The sequence below is a fragment of the Pseudomonas sp. GW822-FHT04C11 genome, from assembly GCF_058800905.1.
The window spans coordinates 64930-86704 of the sequence record NZ_JBXAMS010000006.1; the positions used below are offsets into that span (position 1 = coordinate 64930).

22 protein-coding genes, 1 tRNA gene and 1 pseudogene are annotated in these 21775 nt (G+C 56.3%); 14 read left to right on the forward strand and 10 right to left on the reverse strand.

The window, feature by feature from the left end:
- Positions 1 to 11: 11 nt before the first annotated feature.
- The 3 genes from yajC to queA are packed head-to-tail and all read right to left on the reverse strand — an operon-like array spanning position 12 to position 2570.
- Positions 12 to 347 (reverse strand): preprotein translocase subunit YajC, encoded by a 336-nt coding sequence (gene yajC, locus AC1RJ3_RS11800; protein ID WP_019693477.1) that lies wholly within the window; start codon positions 345 to 347, stop codon positions 12 to 14.
- Between the two features lie 43 nt (positions 348 to 390).
- On the reverse strand, positions 391 to 1506 hold the full coding sequence (gene tgt / locus AC1RJ3_RS11805; protein WP_162130405.1) for a tRNA guanosine(34) transglycosylase Tgt: 1116 nt from the start codon (positions 1504 to 1506) through the stop codon (positions 391 to 393).
- A gap of 14 nt (positions 1507 to 1520) precedes the next feature.
- On the reverse strand, positions 1521 to 2570 hold the full coding sequence (gene queA, locus AC1RJ3_RS11810; protein ID WP_054595790.1) for a tRNA preQ1(34) S-adenosylmethionine ribosyltransferase-isomerase QueA: 1050 nt from the start codon (positions 2568 to 2570) through the stop codon (positions 1521 to 1523).
- Positions 2571 to 2677: 107 nt separating this feature from the next.
- Here queA and AC1RJ3_RS11815 point away from each other — a divergent pair.
- The 5 genes from AC1RJ3_RS11815 (at position 2678) to AC1RJ3_RS11835 (ending at position 6217) form a co-directional block, all read left to right on the forward strand.
- A tRNA-Leu gene (locus AC1RJ3_RS11815) sits at positions 2678 to 2762 on the forward strand.
- Positions 2763 to 2928: 166 nt separating this feature from the next.
- The gene (locus AC1RJ3_RS11820) at positions 2929 to 3258 is read left to right on the forward strand and encodes a hypothetical protein (protein ID WP_347929007.1); all 330 of its coding nucleotides are present in this window, start codon (positions 2929 to 2931) and stop codon (positions 3256 to 3258) included.
- Between the two features lie 142 nt (positions 3259 to 3400).
- Positions 3401 to 3901 carry a DUF3916 domain-containing protein gene (locus AC1RJ3_RS11825; protein ID WP_347929006.1) on the forward strand — a complete coding sequence of 167 codons (501 nt, stop codon included), beginning with the start codon at positions 3401 to 3403 and terminating at the stop codon, positions 3899 to 3901.
- 396 nt (positions 3902 to 4297) lie between these two features.
- On the forward strand, positions 4298 to 5362 hold the full coding sequence (locus tag AC1RJ3_RS11830; RefSeq protein WP_493079071.1) for a hypothetical protein: 1065 nt from the start codon (positions 4298 to 4300) through the stop codon (positions 5360 to 5362).
- 276 nt (positions 5363 to 5638) lie between these two features.
- A complete protein-coding gene (locus tag AC1RJ3_RS11835) occupies positions 5639 to 6217 on the forward strand; it encodes a hypothetical protein (protein ID WP_493079073.1) in 579 nt (192 codons plus the stop codon).
- Between the two features lie 115 nt (positions 6218 to 6332).
- Here the strand turns inward: AC1RJ3_RS11835 and AC1RJ3_RS11840 are convergent, their stop codons facing one another.
- Together AC1RJ3_RS11840 and AC1RJ3_RS11845 are read right to left on the reverse strand one after the other, a co-directional pair.
- Entirely contained in the window at positions 6333 to 6590 is a 258-nt protein-coding gene (locus AC1RJ3_RS11840; RefSeq protein WP_103318084.1) for a hypothetical protein, read from the reverse strand.
- Between the two features lie 34 nt (positions 6591 to 6624).
- A complete protein-coding gene (locus AC1RJ3_RS11845) occupies positions 6625 to 7008 on the reverse strand; it encodes a DUF6124 family protein (protein ID WP_493079075.1) in 384 nt (127 codons plus the stop codon).
- 469 nt (positions 7009 to 7477) lie between these two features.
- Here AC1RJ3_RS11845 and AC1RJ3_RS11850 point away from each other — a divergent pair, with 469 nt between their 5' ends.
- From AC1RJ3_RS11850 to AC1RJ3_RS11860, 3 genes and pseudogenes are all read left to right on the forward strand, one after another.
- Complete coding sequence (locus tag AC1RJ3_RS11850; protein WP_493079077.1) at positions 7478 to 8251, forward strand: alpha/beta fold hydrolase; 774 nt, start codon at positions 7478 to 7480, stop codon at positions 8249 to 8251.
- Between the two features lie 149 nt (positions 8252 to 8400).
- Positions 8401 to 8700 (forward strand): annotated as a pseudogene (locus tag AC1RJ3_RS11855) (hypothetical protein); the annotation flags it as partial.
- 18 nt (positions 8701 to 8718) lie between these two features.
- Positions 8719 to 8952, forward strand: a complete 234-nt coding sequence (locus AC1RJ3_RS11860; RefSeq protein ID WP_493079079.1) for a hypothetical protein — start codon at positions 8719 to 8721, stop codon at positions 8950 to 8952.
- 149 nt (positions 8953 to 9101) lie between these two features.
- Here the strand turns inward: AC1RJ3_RS11860 and AC1RJ3_RS11865 are convergent, their stop codons facing one another.
- The 3 genes from AC1RJ3_RS11865 to AC1RJ3_RS11875 all read right to left on the reverse strand — a co-directional run bounded on the left by AC1RJ3_RS11865 (position 9102) and on the right by AC1RJ3_RS11875 (position 11365).
- Positions 9102 to 9722 (reverse strand): LysE family translocator, encoded by a 621-nt coding sequence (locus tag AC1RJ3_RS11865; protein ID WP_347929993.1) that lies wholly within the window; start codon positions 9720 to 9722, stop codon positions 9102 to 9104.
- 273 nt (positions 9723 to 9995) lie between these two features.
- A complete protein-coding gene (locus AC1RJ3_RS11870) occupies positions 9996 to 10745 on the reverse strand; it encodes a tetratricopeptide repeat protein (protein WP_493079081.1) in 750 nt (249 codons plus the stop codon).
- Between the two features lie 113 nt (positions 10746 to 10858).
- Complete coding sequence (locus tag AC1RJ3_RS11875) at positions 10859 to 11365, reverse strand: P-loop nucleotide/nucleoside kinase family protein (protein ID WP_493079083.1); 507 nt, start codon at positions 11363 to 11365, stop codon at positions 10859 to 10861.
- Positions 11366 to 11925: 560 nt separating this feature from the next.
- Here AC1RJ3_RS11875 and AC1RJ3_RS11880 point away from each other — a divergent pair.
- The 5 genes from AC1RJ3_RS11880 to AC1RJ3_RS11900 all read left to right on the forward strand — a co-directional run bounded on the left by AC1RJ3_RS11880 (position 11926) and on the right by AC1RJ3_RS11900 (position 17895).
- Positions 11926 to 12402 (forward strand): formate dehydrogenase subunit gamma, encoded by a 477-nt coding sequence (locus tag AC1RJ3_RS11880; protein ID WP_019693486.1) that lies wholly within the window; start codon positions 11926 to 11928, stop codon positions 12400 to 12402.
- Positions 12399 to 13961, forward strand: a complete 1563-nt coding sequence (locus AC1RJ3_RS11885; RefSeq protein ID WP_493079086.1) for a formate dehydrogenase beta subunit — start codon at positions 12399 to 12401, stop codon at positions 13959 to 13961. The genes AC1RJ3_RS11880 and AC1RJ3_RS11885 overlap by 4 nt, the downstream gene beginning before the upstream one ends.
- Complete coding sequence (gene fdhF, locus AC1RJ3_RS11890) at positions 13958 to 16846, forward strand: formate dehydrogenase subunit alpha (protein ID WP_103318100.1); 2889 nt, start codon at positions 13958 to 13960, stop codon at positions 16844 to 16846. The genes AC1RJ3_RS11885 and fdhF overlap by 4 nt, the downstream gene beginning before the upstream one ends.
- Positions 16843 to 17064, forward strand: coding sequence for a formate dehydrogenase subunit delta (locus tag AC1RJ3_RS11895; RefSeq protein ID WP_347928996.1), 222 nt, complete (start codon positions 16843 to 16845; stop codon positions 17062 to 17064). Before fdhF ends, AC1RJ3_RS11895 begins: the two co-directional genes overlap by 4 nt.
- 372 nt (positions 17065 to 17436) lie before the next feature.
- Entirely contained in the window at positions 17437 to 17895 is a 459-nt protein-coding gene (locus AC1RJ3_RS11900; RefSeq protein WP_493079089.1) for a hemerythrin domain-containing protein, read from the forward strand.
- 147 nt (positions 17896 to 18042) lie between these two features.
- Here AC1RJ3_RS11900 and AC1RJ3_RS11905 read toward each other — a convergent pair whose 3' ends face one another.
- Positions 18043 to 18897 carry a LysR substrate-binding domain-containing protein gene (locus AC1RJ3_RS11905; protein ID WP_347928995.1) on the reverse strand — a complete coding sequence of 285 codons (855 nt, stop codon included), beginning with the start codon at positions 18895 to 18897 and terminating at the stop codon, positions 18043 to 18045.
- A 134-nt stretch (positions 18898 to 19031) separates the two neighbouring features.
- Between AC1RJ3_RS11905 and AC1RJ3_RS11910 the strand changes: the two genes are divergently transcribed.
- Positions 19032 to 20276: an MFS transporter gene (locus AC1RJ3_RS11910; RefSeq protein ID WP_493079091.1), complete on the forward strand. Its 1245-nt coding sequence runs from the start codon at positions 19032 to 19034 to the stop codon at positions 20274 to 20276.
- A gap of 107 nt (positions 20277 to 20383) precedes the next feature.
- Here the strand turns inward: AC1RJ3_RS11910 and AC1RJ3_RS11915 are convergent, their stop codons facing one another.
- Positions 20384 to 21505, reverse strand: a complete 1122-nt coding sequence (locus tag AC1RJ3_RS11915; RefSeq protein WP_493079093.1) for an alginate lyase family protein — start codon at positions 21503 to 21505, stop codon at positions 20384 to 20386.
- Positions 21506 to 21775 lie beyond the last annotated feature (270 nt).

A 21775-nucleotide genomic window follows, 5' to 3' on the forward strand; every position in this document is an offset into this window, starting at 1 on the left:
GAAGTTGAAACTTAGATCGCTTTTAGCGTGCCTTTTGGCAGCGTGGCGGCAATGGCGCCTTTTTGGAATTTCATTTCGACAGTGTCGGAAACTTCCAGAACAACGAAATCATCTGCCACTTTAGTGATCTTGCCGGCAATACCGCCGGTGGTCACAACTTCGTCGCCTTTCTGCAGGCTGCTCAGCAGGTTCTTCTGCTCTTTGGCGCGCTTGGCCTGTGGACGCCAGATCATCAGGTAGAAGATGACCAGGAAGCCGACCAGGAAAATCCACTCAAAGCCGCCGCCCATTGGGCCTGCCGCAGGGGCACCAGCATCAGCCATGGCATTAGAGATAAAAAAGCTCATTTAGCACTCCAGTTGCAAATGTTGAATCTTGGGGTCAGAAAACTCAGTCCAAAGGCGGTACGGGTAACCCGCGTTTGGCGTAGAAGGCATCGACAAAGGCGGCCAATGTACCCTGTTGAATAGCCTCGCGCAAACCAGCCATAAGTACCTGGTAATGGCGCAAATTGTGGATTGTATTCAACATGCTACCCAGCATTTCTCCACACTTGTCCAGATGATGCAGATAAGCACGGGAGAAGTTCTGGCAGGTATAGCAATCGCAGGTCGGATCGAGCGGCGAATCATCATGGCGATGGAACGCGTTACGGATCTTCAGCACGCCAGTATCAATGAACAAGTGCCCATTGCGGGCATTACGGGTTGGCATCACGCAATCGAACATGTCCACACCGCGGCGCACACCCTCAACCAAGTCTTCCGGTTTGCCAACGCCCATAAGGTAACGAGGTTTGTCAGCCGGCATCTGGCCTGGTAGATAATCCAGCACCTTGATCATCTCGTGCTTGGGCTCGCCGACCGACAGACCGCCGATCGCCAGGCCATCAAAACCGATCTTGTCGAGGCCTTCCAGGGAGCGCATGCGCAGGTCCTGGTGCATGCCGCCCTGAACGATGCCGAACAGCGCCGCGGTGTTATCGCCATGAGCGTTTTTCGAACGCTGAGCCCAGCGCAACGACAACTCCATGGACACCCGCGCCACGTCTTCATCGGCCGGGTACGGCGTGCATTCGTCGAAAATCATCACGATGTCGGAGCCCAGGTCGCGCTGAACCTGCATCGACTCTTCCGGGCCCATGAACACTTTCGCGCCATCCACCGGAGAAGCGAAGGTCACGCCCTCCTCCTTGATCTTGCGCATGGCGCCCAGGCTGAACACCTGGAAACCGCCGGAGTCGGTCAGGATCGGGCCTTTCCACTGCATGAAATCGTGCAGGTCGCCGTGCTTCTTGATCACTTCCGTGCCAGGACGCAACCACAGGTGAAAGGTGTTACCCAGAATGATCTCGGCGCCAGTCGCCTCGATATCCCGCGGCAACATGCCCTTGACCGTGCCGTACGTGCCGACCGGCATGAAGGCTGGGGTTTCGACAGTGCCACGCGGGAACGTCAGGCGACCACGGCGAGCCTTGCCGTCAGTGGCCAGCAATTCGAAAGACATACGACTGGTGCGACTCATGCTTGATCCTCAGGGCCGCGCGGTGCGGGATTACGGGTGATGAACATCGCATCACCGTAGCTGAAAAAGCGGTATCCATGCTCGACGGCGGCCTTGTAGGCGGCCATGGTCTCGGGATAACCGGCGAACGCCGAAACCAGCATCAACAGCGTGGATTCGGGCAAATGAAAGTTGGTGACCAGGGCATCGACCACATGGAACGGCCGGCCTGGGTAGATAAAGATATCGGTGTCGCCGCTGAACGGCTTGAGCACGCCATCGCGCGCCGCGCTTTCCAGCGAACGCACGCTGGTAGTCCCCACCGCCACCACGCGCCCACCCCGCGCACGGCACGCAGCGACCGCATCCACCACGTCCTGGCCGACTTCCAGCCATTCGCTGTGCATGTGGTGATCTTCGATCTTCTCGACCCGCACCGGCTGAAAGGTGCCCGCGCCGACGTGCAAGGTCACGAACGCCGTCTCGATACCCTTGGCGGCAATCGCCTCGAGCAACGGCTGATCGAAATGCAGCCCCGCCGTCGGTGCCGCCACCGCGCCCAGGCGCTCGGCGTAGACCGTCTGATAACGCTCGCGGTCCGAGCCTTCGTCCGGGCGGTCTATATAAGGAGGCAACGGCATGTGCCCGACGCGGTCGAGCAGCGGCAGCACTTCTTCGGCGAACCCCAGTTCGAACAACGCATCATGACGCGCGAGCATTTGCGCTTCGCCACCACCGTCGATGAGGATCGTCGAACCCGGCTTCGGCGACTTGCTGGAGCGCACATGGGCCAGCACGCGATGACTATCGAGCACCCGCTCGACCAGAATTTCCAGCTTGCCGCCGGAAGCTTTCTGGCCAAACAGCCGCGCCGGAATCACCCGGGTATTGTTGAACACCATCAAATCGCCCGGGCGCAAATGCTCAAGCAAATCAGTGAATTGACGGTGCGCCAGAGCGCCGCTGAGCCCATCCAGGGTCAACAGGCGACTGCCGCGCCGCTCAGCCAAAGGGTGGCGAGCGATCAGCGAATCAGGGAGTTCGAAAGTAAAGTCAGCAACGCGCATAATGGGGTTCGTCTAGCAGGGCCGGGAAGTCTAGCGGAAATAGTGAAAATTCTCCATGCACCTGATTGACCGACGGTTATCTCATCTCTATACTTCGCCGCCATTGAGCCCTGATGGCGGAATTGGTAGACGCGGCGGATTCAAAATCCGTTTTCGAAAGGAGTGGGAGTTCGAGTCTCCCTCGGGGCACCAAAATTAAGAAAGGTCTTGCTTAGCAAGGCCTTTTTTTTCGCCTGTAGAAAAGCCACCCCGCCCCCGTGGGAGCTGCCGAAGGTTCGGGCCGCGTTCGGACGATCTTTTGATCCTGCTTCTCTTCCACCCCCCTTGACCGGCGGACCATTTCACAAGGATTCCCCCCATGGAATTACCACTGGAAACAGTCGCCCTCTTCTCCCTCAAGCTGGCTTACGAAACGGAAGATCAAAGCCCGATCCTGCGTGACGACCTGATGATGGGCGACTACCAGCGGGACGTATTCGGCTTGCTGGTACGCAGAGGTGATGTCGAGACGATCAAGGTCAAAGTGGCTGAATGCGTGGGGCTGGCGCTTGAGGCGATAGGTGGGGCGGGTACGCCGCTGGGTCGGGAGCTGGATAGATTGTCGGGAGATTTCAGCGCGGCGCAGACGCTGGAGCAGCTTGATAGTCCGCTGATTGCGCTTAAGGATTATTTGAAAGATATTCAGTGAATTATTGGGTTGGGTGCAGTTTGCCCGTTTTCATGGACTGATACTGGGCAGGCTTTGGCTGATATGAAAGTGGCCCCATCCACTTTTCCATTGCGCCAGCAGACAACAACGAAAGACTTTTCGGCATCACAAGGACGTATCAATGCGGCAAATCGCCCTCAGCAACAAGCCACTCAGAGGCATTCCCCGCCGCCTTCGCGCTCTGGAACGTTGGGCCTCCAGTTTTCGCGACGAGTTTCACCCACGATCCGCGCACATGGAGCGCTACACACATTGGAAAATCCCGGTGCACGCAGCCCTGGTTCAAGGCTCTCAAGCCAGGATCGAAGTTCAGGCCTTTTGCATTCAGCAACTGCTCGAAGCCGCTAGCCACCTGTCCAACGCTGCTGACCGCTCACAGGGTTACTACCGGGTCGCCTGCCTGCTGGTGTGGCCATGGGTTCATCAGAGCGAGATCACCGTCTTCTATGACCGGGACTACTATCTGGGTTTTCTCGGTGAAACCAACGCTCTCAAGCCAGAGCGGATCAGTGATGCTCTTGCGTTGCACACGCCAGCGCATTTCATTGAGCACGGGCATGACGTAACTCAGCCTGACGATGAGGTCGCGGTACAGTGGTGGTGCATCGGGGAACCGGCCTGACGTGGAGAAAAAGTAGGACAGTTTTTTCTCTACTGTCCCGTTAGACCAGCGCAGCGAGGCCATCAATGGATTTTCGGAAGTCGACGGGCTTGGGGTAGAGACAGACTTTTTCGACTTTTGCGTCGGGACGCATCATGAGGTACTGGCTCAGGAAAGGAATCGGGAGCACAGCATCAGGGATCAGGTGATGACTTTGAATATGGGGGTTATGGAGCACTTACGCTCAATACCATGGACTACTGGTGCCGCAAATGGGGCGCAGCTTACACATTGTACAAAAGATAAAAATCAGCAACTACTTGTAACAACAAGACAATAATCTCCACTCATATTCTTATCACCTACGACTATACTGCGAGACAAATTATAGGACTGAACGATTAAAGGACTAAACGCATGATTACATCTAAACATACTCCACGAGAGCTAGAAATTGCAGCAGCGCGAGATTTTTTTGCTCCCGAAAATTTTGGCTTTGAAAAGCACGGGACTGGCTGGAAAAAAGTTATACCTGGAATAGGCTCAACTATTTTCACCCCTCTTGATTGGGAACACGCTCACTTCTTAACAAATTTGAAGAATGGTCAGAAAGGAAATGGCTTAGAGCTTGCCGCCCAACAACAAGAAAGTATTTTTGGCATGAAGGATCATCGTGACATCATGCCCCCTTACCTTATAAGTAATATTGCAAAAACTGGCGGATCCGCTTTTGTTGCATACACTGAAAGGGAAGGATTTACAGATGAAGGTTGGCTAGGTTTTGGATTTGTTTTTGGTGGAAAAAACAATTCATTGGAATCTACATTCTTGGGAGTTAGAGAAAAAAATAGAAGTAAAAATGCTATTGGCTTTCATCTAAGACTACTCCAATCAAATGATGCCTTAGAAAATGGTTCTACTAAAATCGAATGGATGCAAGGCCCTTTACGGGGTGAAATTGCAAAACTAAGCATTAGTAAATTGGGAGGCATCGCCTCTTCTTTTACCATTGACAAATATAGAGACATGCAATACAAGCTCTATGGACCTGGAACAACAGACAGAATTACTATTGAATGGGATCTTCTGTCGCCGCGCACTCAACAAAAAATAACAGATATCTCACAAGGGGTTTCTCAAGGATTAACATTAGAGGATATACAAGCGCTACCTATTGCAACAGGAGATAACATCAAACAAATCGAGCAAGACAGACACTCATCCGTTCTCTATGAAATCCCTGCCCATGCTGATGAGCTTAAGGAGGAAGAAAAAATAGCATGGAGAAATGACATGAGAAAAGTATTTGGTATATTGATGAATACAGAGTACGTCAAAATCCCAGACGATGCCAAAAATGATCCCGCATTAGTACAAAAAATAGCTACGCCAGGGGGCTATCAAATTAGTGACTTTGCCACAGGATTTGATGGAGACCAGAGAAGAAATTTTTATGTATTAACCAAAAAACCAAATGCGTAATAACTGCATTGCCATCAGAATTTTGAATAATACCAACTATTAATTCGCCCATCAGAAAGTAGGAAAAAGCCAGGCAAAATGGGACGCACTTTACGCACGACAGGACATTTCTCAAGGATTGGCGCAAGTTTGGTTCCCTCATCATTACTCCATGCCCACCAATTGCCGGTGGCTGCTAGCTAAGACTCACCTAGCCACCTAGATCCCCCATCCAACCGTGCTGTTTTCTGCCAAAGTAGGCATGCTGTGAATCGTCCAGTCCGTCGAGATATTCACATGTCGCTCTGTTCTGCCTCCCTTCCACCAGTTCCACTAGGCTCAATCACCACTGCTTTCCCATCCTCCCTCAGATTGGAGGCAGAAGGTCTTAGCCAGATCATGGGCCTTACCAGGCTAGCAACGCATCGGGGTATAGAGGTCAAAATCGGTGAAGAGAACCTGATCATTCCTTATCGGATTCATCACGAAGGTGATGAGCAAGCCTGTGGGCAGCTGACTGGTGTTCAGAGCATCTTGTACTCATGTCTTCTGACACGACACCACGATGGGCGTGTGCGTCAACGTCAACTGGAACGCATTCTTTCAGTTCACGAACCATGGATTGTCCCGTTCGTTTTCCAGCTTACTGGCGAGTACGTAATCGATATTCTTAACACCGTTGAAGCCCACCTGCCCACAATCAGTCCGACGCTTTACGGCAGCTTCATTCGGGATAATCAGACGTATTTTCAAGCGACGCAAGATCGCATGATCAGTTACTGGGATTGCTACTACCGGACTCAGTACAAGCACCGGTCCGACTATGTTGGGTTTCAGGTGTTTAGTAGGTTTCACGAGTTCGCTGAAAACTACTGAGCGGTGAGGAGAATACGGAACAGACCACGATTACATCGTCTGATGTAAAACGTAATCCACCCTCCCTTTTCCTACCCCAACTAAAATGGGCGACCTAAACAAGGTCGCCCATTTCTCATACCAACAATACCTCCACCTGCAATCGTCTCCCCACCACATCCAGCAAATCACAACCATCGCGCAGCGAAGTCACCAGCACCCGCGCCAGTTCACTGTGAATCCCCTCGCCCACGGCAATGTTCTCCAGCAGTTCAGTCGCGGTACGGATGCGGTAGGCAGCGGTTTCGTGCAGTACGTCGAGCGGTGCTTGGGTATCGATCAGCAGTGACGGGATGGTGCAGTCAATGCCAGTGACTGGCATGTATCGATCCATGACAAACCTCCATTGGGTAAACGAGCACGGCCACTCAGTGGTGGACGGTAGGCTGACTCTCAACCGCCTCATCAGGCGGGTCGAGGTGGTCCAGTGCTCGGTTTACCAACAACTCGGCCAGCACGGCCAACTGCTGAATCGCCAGTGCCACATTGCGCCGCGAGCCTTCGAGTTCGAACGCCAGGTCGGTGGTCATGGCGTTGATCGAGGCGAGGGTTTCGCTGGCGTGGACCAGTAAGGTTGCCGTGTCTACGTCGGGGACAATGGTGAATATATGGCTGACGGGATCAGGGTGACTGGGGTTACGCAAACGGGCACTGACGGTGCGTTGGGCGGTTTCGCTGAGCGGGACGGGATCTACGGGATCAGAGGCAGACGAGGTCGGGGCTTCAGGCGGATTGGGAGTAACTTTCTTCATGGCAGAACTCCTTACGTTGGTTAACGAAGCTGCCAGCCCCTGCTGTCAAACAGGATTGGGTGGCAACTGTACGCGGGTTGACAGACCAGGAACGTAAGCACCTGGTGCACCCGAAGATGCCCCACGCACAGCCGCCAGAACGAAACTGCACGCGGGAAAGCATGCCGTTTTATCAAGAGGAGTGAAAGCTACGTTTCTCAGCCTGTCAAAGCCGATCGCTGATGCGCAGCGACACCTGAAGACTATCCCTGAAGAAGAGCAGCCGCCAGTTCATGGAAGGCGCTACGGTTTGCGGGAAATGTCCTAGGACGGTGGTTGCGATTTTGCCCAGGGGAAACACGGGAGAGACCACGATCATGGACATGAGAAAACGTAGCCTGCCCCCCTTCTTTGCCCTACGCTGCTGATCGGCGTTGTCGTCGGCTTATCTTTTTCCACGGACGGTACGGAACACACAAAGGAGAACACTATGAAGCAGACAATATTCGCTGGAACGCAGGGCAATCTTGCGGTGATTGAAGCAGGAAACGGCGAAGGTTTGCCGGTGCTCTTCCTCCATGCGGACTCCGGTCGAGCAAGCCAGTGGGCGGAAATGCTCGAACCTATCGGACGCGACAGGAAAGTCTATGCCCTTGATTCACGGGGCAGCGGAGACAGCTCCCCGGCTGCGGATGCTGACTATTCATATGCAGGGCGTGCGCAGGACATCATCGATACAGCCGCTGCCTTCAAGCTTGAGCGTTTCATCATCGTGGCCCACAGCGGAAGTGGCGCCGCAGCGCTGGACTATGCCGCCAGATACGCCGACCGCGTGGCTGGCGTGTTCCTGCTTGATCCCGCGACCGATCCAAGGGCACTTCCCGATGAGGTTCGCGCCGGAATGCTGGAAGCGCTTGCCGGGCCTGCGAGCCTTGATGTGCAACAGGGGTTCTACGCCACGATTGCGGGCAATAACGTAAAGGTAACGTCCAGAGTTCTGGAAGATTGTGCTGCGGTCGATGCGGCCGCACGGTTGGGGTTTGCGGTGGCGTTCGCCAATTGGAACCCGGAACCCGCGCTGGATGCATGGAAAGGTCCTGTTTTTCTTCTGGTCAGTAGCGCGAACGACAATCCCAATGCGCTCTACGCGTTACGACCGGAGTTACCCCACGCCGTGGTGGCGGATACGGGACACTGGATACAGCTCGACCAGCCCGAAAAGGTCGAGCGGGAAATCCTGCGTTTCATCGCTAGCGTTCGATAGCGAAGTTGTTGGGAAGTACAGGGGCAGGTCAAAGCGCCTCCACTTTCACCCGAGATGAAAGTCTTTTTCAGCGTATTACCAAGCGCTTGCGAACGCCCATGGGCTAAGACAGACTCCTCGCCTTTCCAGACTCGACAAGGATGCGAGCATTGAAGTTTGAGAGTGACCAGTTTTCCGGCAACCATGGAATTGTCTTCAACGTATCGCGCTTCACCCTGTCAGCCAGTGAACGGGGTAGCCTCAGAACGCTGCATTTCGGTGAAGCGAAAGCCGCCCACTATGAAGTGAACAATCTGGTGGTGGAGCTCTACGACAAAATGCTCGCCAAGGATTTGCCCTGCCAAATGATGGTCGGGATCTCCAAACCCCTGACCCGGCCACAGGGGGATTTACTCAATGCCCAACGAACGAGTATCGCCATCCTCACCAGTGGTGTTTTCGCCGCAGCGAATCAAGGCGGATAGACCATGAGCGAATATGGCTTGTATGCCGGTGCTTACGCTGTGTTCCTGCTGTTCTTCTTCTATCTGAAATCCTACCGCCTCAGAAAATGGCTGGGCATCACCCTGTTCGCTCTGGGGTTTATGAGTATTTTCATGCTGCCGCCTTTCATTGCCGGCTTTGATGTGGGCATCGCTTCGATCTATGCCATCGGTAGCGGGACGGCGCTGTTTTTTAGTCGGGCCCGGTATGTGGAATGAGCCAGGTGCTCATTAATAATCGGCCACTCTCGAGATCGAAGTACGGATTTCATGCCGGGAGGCGTGGTAGGAGAACCAGCATAGGACTGGCAACCCGTCCAACCACGCAGATGAGTCGCAGACGCTTCGCATCATCTGCTAACTGCGAATCACGCTCGACGTGCCATCAATAGCATCGAGGCGGCAGCCGACAACAAACCAGCGCAACAACGGTTGAAAATTTGCTTACCCTGAGGCTGGGCAAACCAACGTCGCATATACAATCCGATGTACGCATAGATGCCAATGGCGATCCACTCCAATACCAAAAACAGAAGACCTAGCAACGCAAACTGAGAACCCATGTCTGCCGTTGGGTCGACGAATTGAGGTAAGAACGCGGTAAAAATCAGGATGGCTTTAGGGTTGCCTGCGGCGACGAGGAATTCCTGCCTTGCCAGCGCGAAAAGACCTAACGGGGCGTTTTTTGACTCGGCTTCCGCTCGTGGTTCAGCCCTCCACAACTGATATGCCAAGTAAAAAAGGTAGGCCGCGCCAACTATTTTGATCCCGTAGAAGACCAGCTCTGAAGTTTGCAACACTACGGCCAAGCCTGCCGAAACCAGCGCAATCATCAGCGCGAACGCCAGCAAGCGACCCACACCTGCCATGCATGATGTGCGGTATCCGTAGCGTGTTGCATTGCTGATAGACAGCAGGTTGTTAGGCCCTGGCGCCATATTCAGGGCAAAGCAGGCGGGCAGGAATAACGCTAGCGTCGCAAGGTTCATATGGATATCCATCACCATTTTGCGTCAATCCTACATTTGAACAGGCCGCATGTGCCACCGTCCTTAGGGCTATGAGCGGTGGCGTATTCAAACAGGTGTGTCCCCCGGACGCTTACCCTGATTTACCCACAGCAACCAGCACAGTCATCGTAGAAAGCAGCCCTATAGCGCTCCATTGCACCAACACAAGTTTCTGCTTGAGTGGACCCGGAAAGTTGTTTACGTCCTCTGTACGGGATCAGCGTGACTGGGTTACGCAAATTCCGAAAGCGGCTAGAACTCGACTCTGTGATAAATACCTTCAGCACCCACATTATGACCAAAACCGCACCACTCACCCGCAGTACGCTTTACCGTCATCAGTTCTTTTTTAATATCGAAGTCATAGACACAGTCGCCTTCGCCCTCTCCACTCATGGCGTAATTAGCCTTCCCATTATCAACTTCTAAGACCGTTGAAAATTCACCTATATTGGGACCGTAATACATCGCCATCAGGCCAGCATAATAGCCCTGGAAATCAATCTTGTATTTCCGACCTTGCGGCTTGATCGTCATGGAGTTCCATAAAGCCGCCCCGGCATATTGCCAATACTGCCCTTCTGACTGATTCGGCAGCTTCTCCAGTGCTTTTTTTACATCATCACTGATCTTGCCAAGATTGAAGATCGATTTCTTGTCGTTTGGCAGAATACTCAGCCACGCACGGGCCTTCAGGTAATTGCCTTCATGTACGTAGGTGAGTGCAACGTTATTGTAGGCCAGCGCAATTTTCTGCTCATCCAGCTGACAACTTTCAGACCAGCCGGCCTGCTGCTCATACTGTTTCCGAGCCTTGGCGTACTGTTTGAGTTTGTAATACCTCCCACCTTCAGCGGAGTATTCACTAATTTTCAAACAGTTGGCCGTCGCCTGTTCCTCGGTAATGTCCGCACGAGCAAAAAACGGTGTCATCAGAAGCAAGATAATCGCTTCCATCTGTATGAAGCGGCGTACTGAAGGACAGAAGCGTTTAATGTCCATATTATTTTTCCTTATTTGAAAGTCGACATGCCGAGCGATGAGACGGGTAGGAGATACAGGGACAGACCACGATTACGGGCGTGAGAAGATGTGTTCTGTCCCCGTTTCTTCCTCTACTCCCCGGATAAAAATCGTTTAGTGATCATCGCCACTGCCTCCGCTGGAGACGTCAGGGCCGTGTCAATACTAAACGGCGCGTTATCCCACGCCTCATAGTCATGATCCAGTACAGACTGCCAGGTGGGTGGAGTCAGCCCAGGAACATCTACCTTCCTGGTTTCTACCCGTCGCTGGTGTTCATGTTTATCAGAGCAGACCACCTGAATATTCACTAATGGAGCACCAGAACGTGTGGCGATTTCGCTCCACGCCTTTCGGCTTTCGCTAACTGGGTTAACACAGTCAACTATGACCGTGTTACCAAAACGAAGATTGCTCAGTGCAAGCTCATTAGCGACCAAGTAACCGCTTCGCCCCACGTCTTGTGCCTGGACCCCGGCATTTCGGATAGCCTGCTCAATCGTATCGATCCGCAGATACACGGCACTGATTCTGGTAGCCAGGTCTCTGGCGATAGTCGTCTTTCCAGTGCCTGGAAGGCCGCTGAAGACAATGAGCATTCTATATCCTTCGATTAGTGAGGTAAGCCAGTTCAGGCGGTTGCCAGTTATGCGGTCGGGGGAAATCACTGATCGCTCCCCCACTTCACGGAGGTGCCCATGCGCAAGCCTTTGATATCGCTAGCGTGCGAAAACCTCAGGTGCAATCCCTCATCACCGAGCAGCATGACAGTGGCTTGCACCGTTGCACAATGATGACAATCACGCCGCAAAACCCTCCCGCCAGCAATCTTTTTTGCATAACCTCTAAAGCAAAAAAGCATAAATCCCCTCCAGAGACGGCGCCTTCGGCCACACTCTTCTAGACTTAACGGGTAGTCGTAGGCAGAACCGAACACGTCGCTTTCGTGCAGATGATTCAAAGGCGGCGTGGCAAGCTGCCCTATATGCCCTGAAGAGGTGCGGCAAAGACCGTACCGGGCCCAACAAGATGCCCGCTCAGGGTGCCTGGCCAACGGCCTGAAAATGCCACGATACCGTGACGTGGCGTGACTGCCGCAGCCGACACTTTCGGACAACCGACAACCACCTGGTTTGCCCGTGATCGTGAGGAATGCTGTATGCCTGATGAGATGTTGCACCTGTCTATGGTCAACAACCTGCTGGAGCGCCACAAGGGTTCGCCCGGCGCGCTGTTGCCGATCCTTCATGATATTCAGGAGGGCATCGGTTACATCCCCGATGCCGCCGTCCCCGAGATTGCCCATGCGCTGAACCTGAGTCAGGCCGAGGTTCGCGGGGTGATCAGCTTCTACCATGACTTCCGTACCGCCCCTCCGGCGCGGCATATCCTGCGCTTGTGCCGGGCCGAGTCCTGCCAGAGCCGCGGCGCCGAGCAGCTCGCGGCGCAATTGCGTGAACGCCTGCAACTGGACGACCACGGCAGCAGTGCCGACGGCAGCATCAGCCTGCGCCCGGTGTATTGCCTCGGCGCCTGTGCCTGCTCGCCCGCTCTGGAGCTGGATGGTCAGGTGCATGCGCGGCTCAGTGCCGAGCGCCTCGATGCCCTGCTTGATGCTTGCCAGGAGGACGCATGATGCCGGCTTTCTATCTGTCCTGTGATTCGCTGGCCCGTGCCGTGGGTGCCGAAGAGGTTGCGGCAGCTCTTATCACCCATGCCCGGGGACGCTTTGTGCCTCTGGAGTTGCAACGCACCAGTTCTCGCGGCCTGTACTGGCTGGAACCGCTGCTGGAAGTGGACAGCCCGCAAGGCCGTATTGGCTTCGGCCCGCTGACCGCCGCCGATGTGCCATCGCTGCTCGATGCGCTGCAAGGCGAGCCGTCCGCCCATCCACTGGCTTTGGGCCTGGTGGAGGAATTGCCTTATCTGAAGTCGCAACAACGCCTGCTGTTCGCCCGCGCCGGCATTACCCGGCCGCTGTCGCTGGACGATTACCGCGCTCACGGCGGTTTCGAGGGCTTGACCCAGGCCGTCGCCTTGGGCGGTGAGCAGACCGCGACTGCTGTGTTCGATTCGGGCCTGCGTGGTCGTGGCGGCGCGGCGTTCCCGGCCGGGATCAAATGGCGCACGGTGCGCGGCACTCAGGCGGCGCAGAAATACATTGTGTGCAACGCCGACGAAGGCGACTCCGGCACTTTCGCCGACCGCATGTTGATGGAAGGTGACCCCTTCCTGTTGATCGAAGGTATGGCCATTGCCGGCATCACCGTCGGCGCCAGCTACGGCTACATCTATGTGCGCTCGGAATATCCACAAGCCGTGGCCACATTGCGCGAGGCGCTGGACATCGCCCGGGCGGCCGGTTACCTCGGCGCCAATGTCGGCGGCAGCGGTCTAGCCTTTGATATGGAAGTGCGGGTCGGTGCCGGCGCTTACATCTGCGGTGAAGAAACCGCGCTGCTCGACTCGCTCGAAGGCAAGCGCGGGATCGTCCGCGCCAAGCCGCCGATCCCGGCCTTGCAGGGCCTGTTCGGCCTGCCGACCCTGGTGCACAACGTGCTGACGCTGGCCTCGGTGCCGCTGATTATGGCCAAGGGCGCGCAGTTCTATCGTGATTACGGCATGGGCCGTTCGCTGGGCACCATGCCCTTCCAACTGGCGGGCAATGTTCGTCACGGCGGTTTGGTAGAGCGGGCCTTTGGCCTGACCCTGCGCGAACTGGTGGAAGAGTACGGCGGCGGTACCGCCAGTGGCCGACCGCTGAAAGCCGCGCAAGTGGGCGGCCCTCTCGGCGCCTGGGTGCCACCGGGGCAATTCGACACGCCGCTGGATTACGAAGCGTTCGCCGCCATCGGCGCCATGCTCGGTCACGGTGGTGTGGTGGTGGCTGACGACAGCCTCGACATGGCCCACATGGCGCGTTTCGCCATGCAGTTCTGCGCCGAGGAATCCTGTGGCAAATGTACTCCCTGCCGCATCGGCTCGACCCGTGGCGTGGAGGTGATCGACCGCCTGCTGGCCGCGCCTGACCAGAGCAGTCGCGATGAACAGGTGATCATCCTCAAGGACCTGTGCGACACCCTGCAGTACGGTTCGCTGTGCGCGCTGGGCGGCATGACTTCCTATCCAGTGGTCAGTGCCCTCAAGTACTTCCCCGCTGACTTCGGTCTGCAAGCCTCGGAGGCCGACCAATGATCACTCTCTTCGACCCGAACACCGATATCGATCTGGGCACCCCGGCTCGCCACAGCGAAGTGCAGATCACCCTGAACATCGACGGCCAAAGCATCAGCGTGCCCGAAGGCACGTCGGTGATGCGCGCCGCCGCAATGCTCGGCACCACCATTCCCAAACTGTGTGCCACTGACAGTCTGGAAGCCTTCGGTTCCTGCCGCATGTGCCTGGTCGAGATCGACGGCATGCGCGGTTACCCGGCGTCCTGCACCACGCCGGTCAGCGAAGGCATGAGCGTGCACACCCAGACGCCAAAGCTCGCGACCCTGCGCCGCAACGTCATGGAGCTGTACATCTCCGATCACCCGCTGGACTGCCTGACCTGTTCGGCCAACGGCAACTGCGAGCTGCAAACCGTCGCCGGCCAGGTCGGCCTGCGGGAAGTGCGTTACGGCTATGAAGGCGAGAACCATCTGGACGACCAGAAGGACACCTCCAACCCCTACTTCGACTACGACCCGAGCAAGTGCATCGTCTGCAACCGCTGCGTGCGCGCCTGTGAAGAAACCCAGGGCACCTTTGCCCTGACCATTACCGGGCGCGGTTTCGAATCCCGGGTCGCGGCCGCCGGTGGCGAGAACTTCCTCGACTCGGAATGCGTGTCCTGCGGCGCCTGTGTACAAGCCTGCCCAACCGCAACCCTGATGGAAAAAAGCGTGGTCGAGCTGGGTCAGCCCGAACACAGCGTAATCACCACCTGCGCCTATTGCGGCGTGGGCTGCTCGTTCCGCGCCGAGATGAAAGGCGACCAGGTCGTGCGCATGGTCCCCGACAAAAACGGTCAGGCCAACCACGGCCACTCCTGCGTCAAAGGGCGTTTTGCCTGGGGCTACGCGACCCACCCGGATCGCATCACCAAGCCGATGATCCGCAAGCACATCAACGACCCTTGGCAGGAAGTCAGCTGGGATGAAGCGGTGACCTACGCCGCCAGCGAATTCCGTCGCCTGCAGCAAAAATACGGTCGCGACTCCATTGGTGGCATCACCTCCAGCCGCTGCACCAACGAAGAAACCTACCTGGTGCAAAAACTGGTGCGCGCCGCGTTCGGCAACAACAACGTCGACACCTGCGCGCGGGTCTGCCACTCGCCGACCGGCTATGGCCTGAAACAAACCCTCGGCGAGTCCGCCGGCACCCAGAGTTTCGACTCGGTGATGCAAGCCGACGTGATTCTGGTGATGGGCGCCAACCCGAGCGACGCCCACCCGGTGTTCGCCTCCCAGCTCAAGCGCCGCCTGCGTGAAGGCGCGCGGCTGATCGTCATCGACCCACGCCGCATTGATCTGGTGGACACGGTGCATGCCCGCGCCGAACTGCACCTGGCCCTGCGCCCGGGCACCAACGTCGCCATGCTCAACGCCTTGGCGCACGTCATCGTCACCGAAGGCCTGCTCAACCAGGACTTTATCGACGCCCGTTGCGAGGGCAGCGATTTCGCCCAGTGGAAGGCGTTCGTCAGCCGTGCGGAAAACTCGCCGGAAGTCCTTGGCGAGATCTGCGGCGTTGCCGCTGCCGACATCCGCGCCGCCGCCCGGCTGTATGCCACCGGTGGCAATGCGGCGATCTACTACGGCTTGGGCGTTACCGAACACAGCCAGGGCAGCACCGCGGTCATGGGCATCGCCAACCTGGCCATGGTCACTGGCAACATCGGTCGCGAAGGCGTGGGCGTGAACCCGCTGCGTGGGCAGAACAACGTTCAGGGCTCCTGCGACATGGGCTCCTTCCCGCACGAGTTGCCCGGCTACCGGCACATCTCCAACGAGGTGGTACGAGCGCAATTCGAACAAGCCTGGAACGTTACGCTGCAACCCGATCCGGGCCTGCGTATTCCCAACATGTTCGAAGCCGCCCTGGGCGGCAGCTTCAAGGGTTTGTATTGCCAGGGTGAAGACATCGCCCAGAGCGACCCTAATACCCAGCACGTCACCGCGGCCCTGTCGGCCATGGAATGCATCGTGGTGCAGGACATTTTCCTCAACGAAACCGCCAAGTTCGCCCACGTGTTCTTGCCGGGCAGTTCGTTCCTGGAAAAAGACGGCACCTTCACCAACGCCGAGCGACGCATCTCCCGAGTACGCAAAGTCATGGAACCGCTGGGCGGCAAGGCCGACTGGGAAGGCACGGTGGCCCTGGCCAACGCCCTCGGTTACCCGATGAACTACCAGCATCCGTCGCAAATCATGGATGAAATCGCCAGCCTGACGCCGACCTTCACCAACGTCAGCTACGCCTCGCTGGATCGCCACGGCAGCCTGCAATGGCCGTGCAACGCCGCAGCACCGGACGGCACGCCGACCATGCACATCGAGGAATTCGTGCGCGGCAAGGGGCGCTTCATGCTCACCGGCTACGTGCCCACCGAGGAAAAGGTCAACAGCCGCTATCCGCTGCTGCTGACCACCGGGCGGATCCTCAGCCAGTACAACGTCGGCGCCCAGACCCGGCGTACCGAAAACGTCGCCTGGCACGACGAAGACCGCCTGGAAATCCACCCGACCGACGCCGAGAGCCGTGGCATCAACGAAGGTGACTGGGTTGGCATTGGCAGCCGCGCCGGACAAACCGTCCTGCGTGCGCGGATCACCGAACGGGTCGCCCCGGGCGTGGTGTACACCACCTTCCACTTCCCTGAATCGGGGGCCAACGTCATCACCACCGACAACTCCGACTGGGCCACCAACTGTCCGGAGTACAAGGTCACCGCCGTGGAAGTCAGCCGCGTCTACCACCCTTCCGAATGGCAAAAACGCTATCAGGAGTTCAGCGACGAACAACAACGCCTGCTCGACGAACGCCGTGCGGCACGCGGCGCCGGAGCAAAAGCCGAGGTACGCCGATGAGCACTGCCAACCTGATCAAAATGGCTAACCAGATCGCCCAGTACTTCGCCAGCGAGCCGGACCAGAAACAGGCCGTGCTCGACGTGCGTAATCACCTGAAAATGTACTGGACGCCCGGCATGCGCAAGGAATTGCTGGCCTGGCAGACAGAGCATCAAGGGGCAGACTTGCACCCGCTGGTGCAGGCGGCAGTCAGTGAGGCGGGCTGGGAGGCTTAGGTTCATCTGATCCATTGAAATTGCCCCTTGGCCTGTGAAGACAGGCCAAGGGGCAAACTCATGCTCTGCTTGATAACACCCCCCGTTCTTCCCCCCTCCAAAGCCACCGTCCTCTGTTATTTGCAGCATTTCCTGCTGCAGATCAAATAACGCATATCAACACTGACCTGATATTTCCAATTCATCCAAGGGCTGCACATTTCCCGGGGTGAGTATTGGGCGCCCGACTATACTAAGAAGGTTTAGTACATAGTGATGAATGCTGTGGGTGGAGGCATTAGACGTGATGGAAGTTCATATATGGCCACCCTTGGAAGTTGGTGATTAATATTAATTATTCATGATGCCTTGGTGCAGCGGAGAGGACTTTATATGAACACCCTGTTGAATGAACTGCACACCTACCATCATGAGGTGGCTAAAAAAATTACCCAGATCAAAGGATTACTGGGAAAAATGAAACATGAGTCCGCCGATGCCGATGATCGCACGTTGTTGTTTCAGGAACTGGAAGCCTTGCATGGCGACGCAGAGCGGCATCACCATGAAAATGAAGAGATTATCCGGCGGGCCTTGCTGGAGACCGAGGCACCGATCCATCCACGGGTCAAGGATATCGAGCGCGACCATCTGGCATTTGGGCGCATTGCTGGACAACTCAAGGCGTTGGAAGATTCAACTCAGGAAATGAAAGTGATCGCTGATACCATCGATGACTTTATCAAGAAATACTATGATCATATGGAGTCCGAGGAGAACATCTTCTTCCCGATGGCAGATAAGTGGCTGTCAGAAACTCAGTGGCAGGAAGTAAGGAGTCAGTGGCATTAGTTGGAGCGCCCAACCACGTCCAGCCAATAGCAGCCATCACGCAGTGAAAATACAGGGACAGACCACGATAATGAATATGAGAAACCGTGGTTTGTCCTCTCATGTCCGTTTTACACGAACATCACACTAACGCTCGCCATTTATCGCTCAGTAAACAATTTCACTTCGAATTGCCTGCATGACGATATTCGACAAACGCTCGGTCAGCGGATCAGGGTTAGCCTCTCTTCGGTGCAGCATCAGGGCTATGGAGGGTAAAGGCGGCAAACCTCGTTCGCCGGCAGCCAACAGTTCGGTCCCCGATTGCAAGCCCAGGGCTGTCCTGATCGTGTAGCCCAAACCGGCTTCGGTCGCCGCGGACAGGCCGTTAAGGCTGGAACTGGTAAACGACAGCAGCCAGGGAATTCCCTCGCGATTCAGCGCCGCAGTGGCCATCGAATGAAAAGGACATGGCGTGTCAAACGCAATGATGGGCAGCGGTGTCCCTGATTCGACGCGCCAGTCGAGGTACTGGTGAGAAGAGCCAATCCACTCCATTTGCAGTTCCGCCACCCTCTCCCGGTATCCGACGTCCGGCACGTCACCCCACACCACCGCCAAATCGAGCGAGCCATTTTCGATCCGGTTCAGCAGGTCAGCATTGCGCGCAATCCGGGCTTCCACTCGAACATCGGGATGAGCCCTGGCGAACCTGCCCAACACCGTCGGCAAGAAGCTACTGAAATCCTCCTGAAGCCCGAGGCGTACCCATCCCTTGAGCTTCAGCTCGGAGACGGCAGTGATGGTCTCGTCGTTGAGACTCAAAAGACGCCGAGAGTAATTGAGCAGCACCTCTCCCGTATCAGTCAGGGCAAGCCCGCGACCTGCCTTTTTGAAAAGTGCTGAGCCCACCTGGGCTTCCAGTTTCTTCAACTGGGCGCTGATGGCTGACGTCGAACGCGCGAGTTTTTGCGCCGCCTTGGCAAAGCTGCCCAGTTCGACCCCGGTGACGAAACTGCGCATGGCATCTAGATCGAAATTTACCGGCCTCATAACAATCCTGTTTTTCGGGACGAATACGAAAAATAATTTGATATTCGAGACGATACCCTCATGAGAGTCTTTTGGCCCACAACTATTCAACGAGTGGGATTTTTATGCCTGTGGATAACGGTCACCGCTGGAAAGTGCTGGGTGTCGGCGTTGCTGCCAACGCAAGCTTTTCCAGTGTCGTGGGTGGACTACCCGCGACAGCGGTTTATATGCGAGCAACGTATCAGCTCGATAACTCCGAGTTGGGGCTGGTCTTGGGGATTTTGGGACTCGGTATTGCCGTCAGCGAGATCCCGTGGGGATTATTGACTGATCGCTGGGGTGATCGCCCTGTGCTGCTGACGGGGCTTCTCACTTCCGGGATCGCACTGATTGGGCTGGCCATGCTGGCCTTGTATGCACCCACGATAGTGTTGCTGGCCATCGGGCTGTTCGTGGTGGGCCTGCTGGGGAGCAGCGTCAACGGCGCTAGTGGTCGAGCCATCATGGCCTGGTTCAAAGAGGGCGAACGAGGGCTGGCCATGAGCATTCGGCAAACGTCGGTCCCGGGCGGTTATGCCTTGGGGGCGGTCGTGCTGCCCTACCTTGCCCATACCTATGGATTTGTCGAAGTATTCAGTGCTTCTGCCATCTTCTGTCTTATTGCCTGCCTGTTTGCCGGGTTCTGGTTGTATGAGCCGGACTTCTCCAACGACGCGGCAAAAAAACAGAGTCAGGAGCCCACAGCCAGCCCGTTGAAAGATTCCAGAGTCTGGCGAATCGTTTTAGCCATCGGCCTGCTCTGCGCCCCGCAATTTGCCATTCTTACTTATGCCGCCGTGTTCTTTCATGACGTTGGCAACATCAACATCACGCTGGTTTCCGCGACGTTGGCGGTTATACAGATCGGCGCGATCGTCAGCAGAATCTGGAGCGGGCGCTGGACCGATAAAAATAAAAACCGCCGTAGCTACCTTAAAACCTGTGCATGGTTGAGTGCCCTGACCTTTTTGGTTCTGGGTTGCACGGTATCGGCCGCGAGCTTTTACGGCATGAACGAAACACCGCTGGCCAGTGCCCTGATCATCAGCGTGATGGTCGTCGCCGGGATCAGCGTATCCGCCTGGCACGGCGTGGCCTATACCGAGCTCGCGACACTGGCAGGCGCCAGTCGGGCAGGCACGGCACTGGCCATGGGCAATACCTGCGTCTTTGTCGTGCTGTTCGCTACCCCTATCGCGGCGTCCGCCCTCATGACTCATTTCTCATGGGGCGTGGTGTGGCTGGCTGCAGCCTTTTGTGCCCTGTTGACGGTGCCGCTCTTTCCACCCGTGGAAAAAGCCTATGCATTGGAACTTCGCTCGGCCTGAAATCGCTCCCCCTTGAAACGCAAAGGGGGATACAGCGACAGACCACGACTTTAAAGGTGAGAAAACGTAGCCCCGTTTTTTCGTGGCCGGGGAGCGCGGGCAATGACTTACAGAACCTCTCCATACAACAGGGCGATTTCGTATCCATCCATTCCGAGATTGCCCTGGTGAATGGCAACACCGCCGTCGGTACCGGGAATCCTGTGCTGCAAAATCCGGAAATATGCCGCGTTGCGCACACCGTTCAAATGCCCACCATTACTGGCGTAGTAAGGGAAGGTTTCCGGATGCAAGGTCCAACCGGCGGCTCTTGCATAGGCCAGGGCAAGTCGCTGACCAGCATTGCTTGTATAAACGTTGAAGCCCTCATTGCGAAAGACCTCCGCGGCCAGTGTGGTGGGCAGCAACGTATAGTGGGTATACGAAAGGCCATTGACTCCTTTATCGGGTCCGCCACACCAATCTGTGGTGTTGCTCCGGCAGATCTCAGCCGCCATTGACCCATCTGACGACACCTGACTAAGCATCAGGGCGCTCCATCGATTTTTTGCCTTCTCCATGAGGTGACGGTCATTGAGATAGGCGGCACTGCTGGCTTCAAGCAGCACACCCCAGTTGCCAAAGTTGTTTGCTCGCGATGCGACCGACAGGGGCAGCACTCGTTCGCGCAGGAAACTCTTGAACGCAGCGTCATGCCACTGACTGTCAGTACGCAGCATCACCGCGGCCAACACATACTTGGGAAACGTGAAGTTGAAATCGGCGGTACCTTGCCCACGGTCGATGTGTTGCACACCTGCCGCCCACGCATCGAGTATGCGCTCACTGGTTTTCGCGTATTGCCGATCGCCGCTCAGCGCAAAACACAGCGCCTCTTGATAGGCGACGTTACCGTCGTCTCCCAGTGACTTGGCGATGCGTTGCTCGCCTGCCCGGTCGACATAATGCGCTGGCGGGGTGAAATCAGCGACTGGATGCGGGGTGTAGTCGAGGTTCCGATCGCACGTCGCACGAAGTGCGGACCATCGCTCTGGTGACGCGCGTAGCGAATCGACCAGTTCCGCACTTGGCCAGGCTGCCTGCTTGCCGGGCACTACTGTTTTGGAAGACGCGGCATGTTGAGCTTCCTGGGCAGCACAGCCCGTACAGACCTGAATCCAGAGGACAGCGGCAGCCAGGTTTCGAACTCTGGTGGATAGCCGGTTTGGCACGATGTTACGAAGAGTCATACAGTGGGCGTCCGTTCACGTTTATCAACGCATGGAAGGTTTCCAGATGTGCCTCGGCCCCAATTCATTTGATAGCGGCCGTTCACCAACCGGGGGCCGCCGTGTGCCCAGGTCTTATTCGGGAAATTGACTTGAATTGCATCAGGGCTTTCACTCTTGATCCTTAGGCCAGATGATTCGGCGCCTTGGTTGGCACTTGCTGTTGGATTGCCCAAAGTTCACTTGGTTCTGTACGAAAAAACCTTTCAGGAACAGCACGTCTGTCCCCGC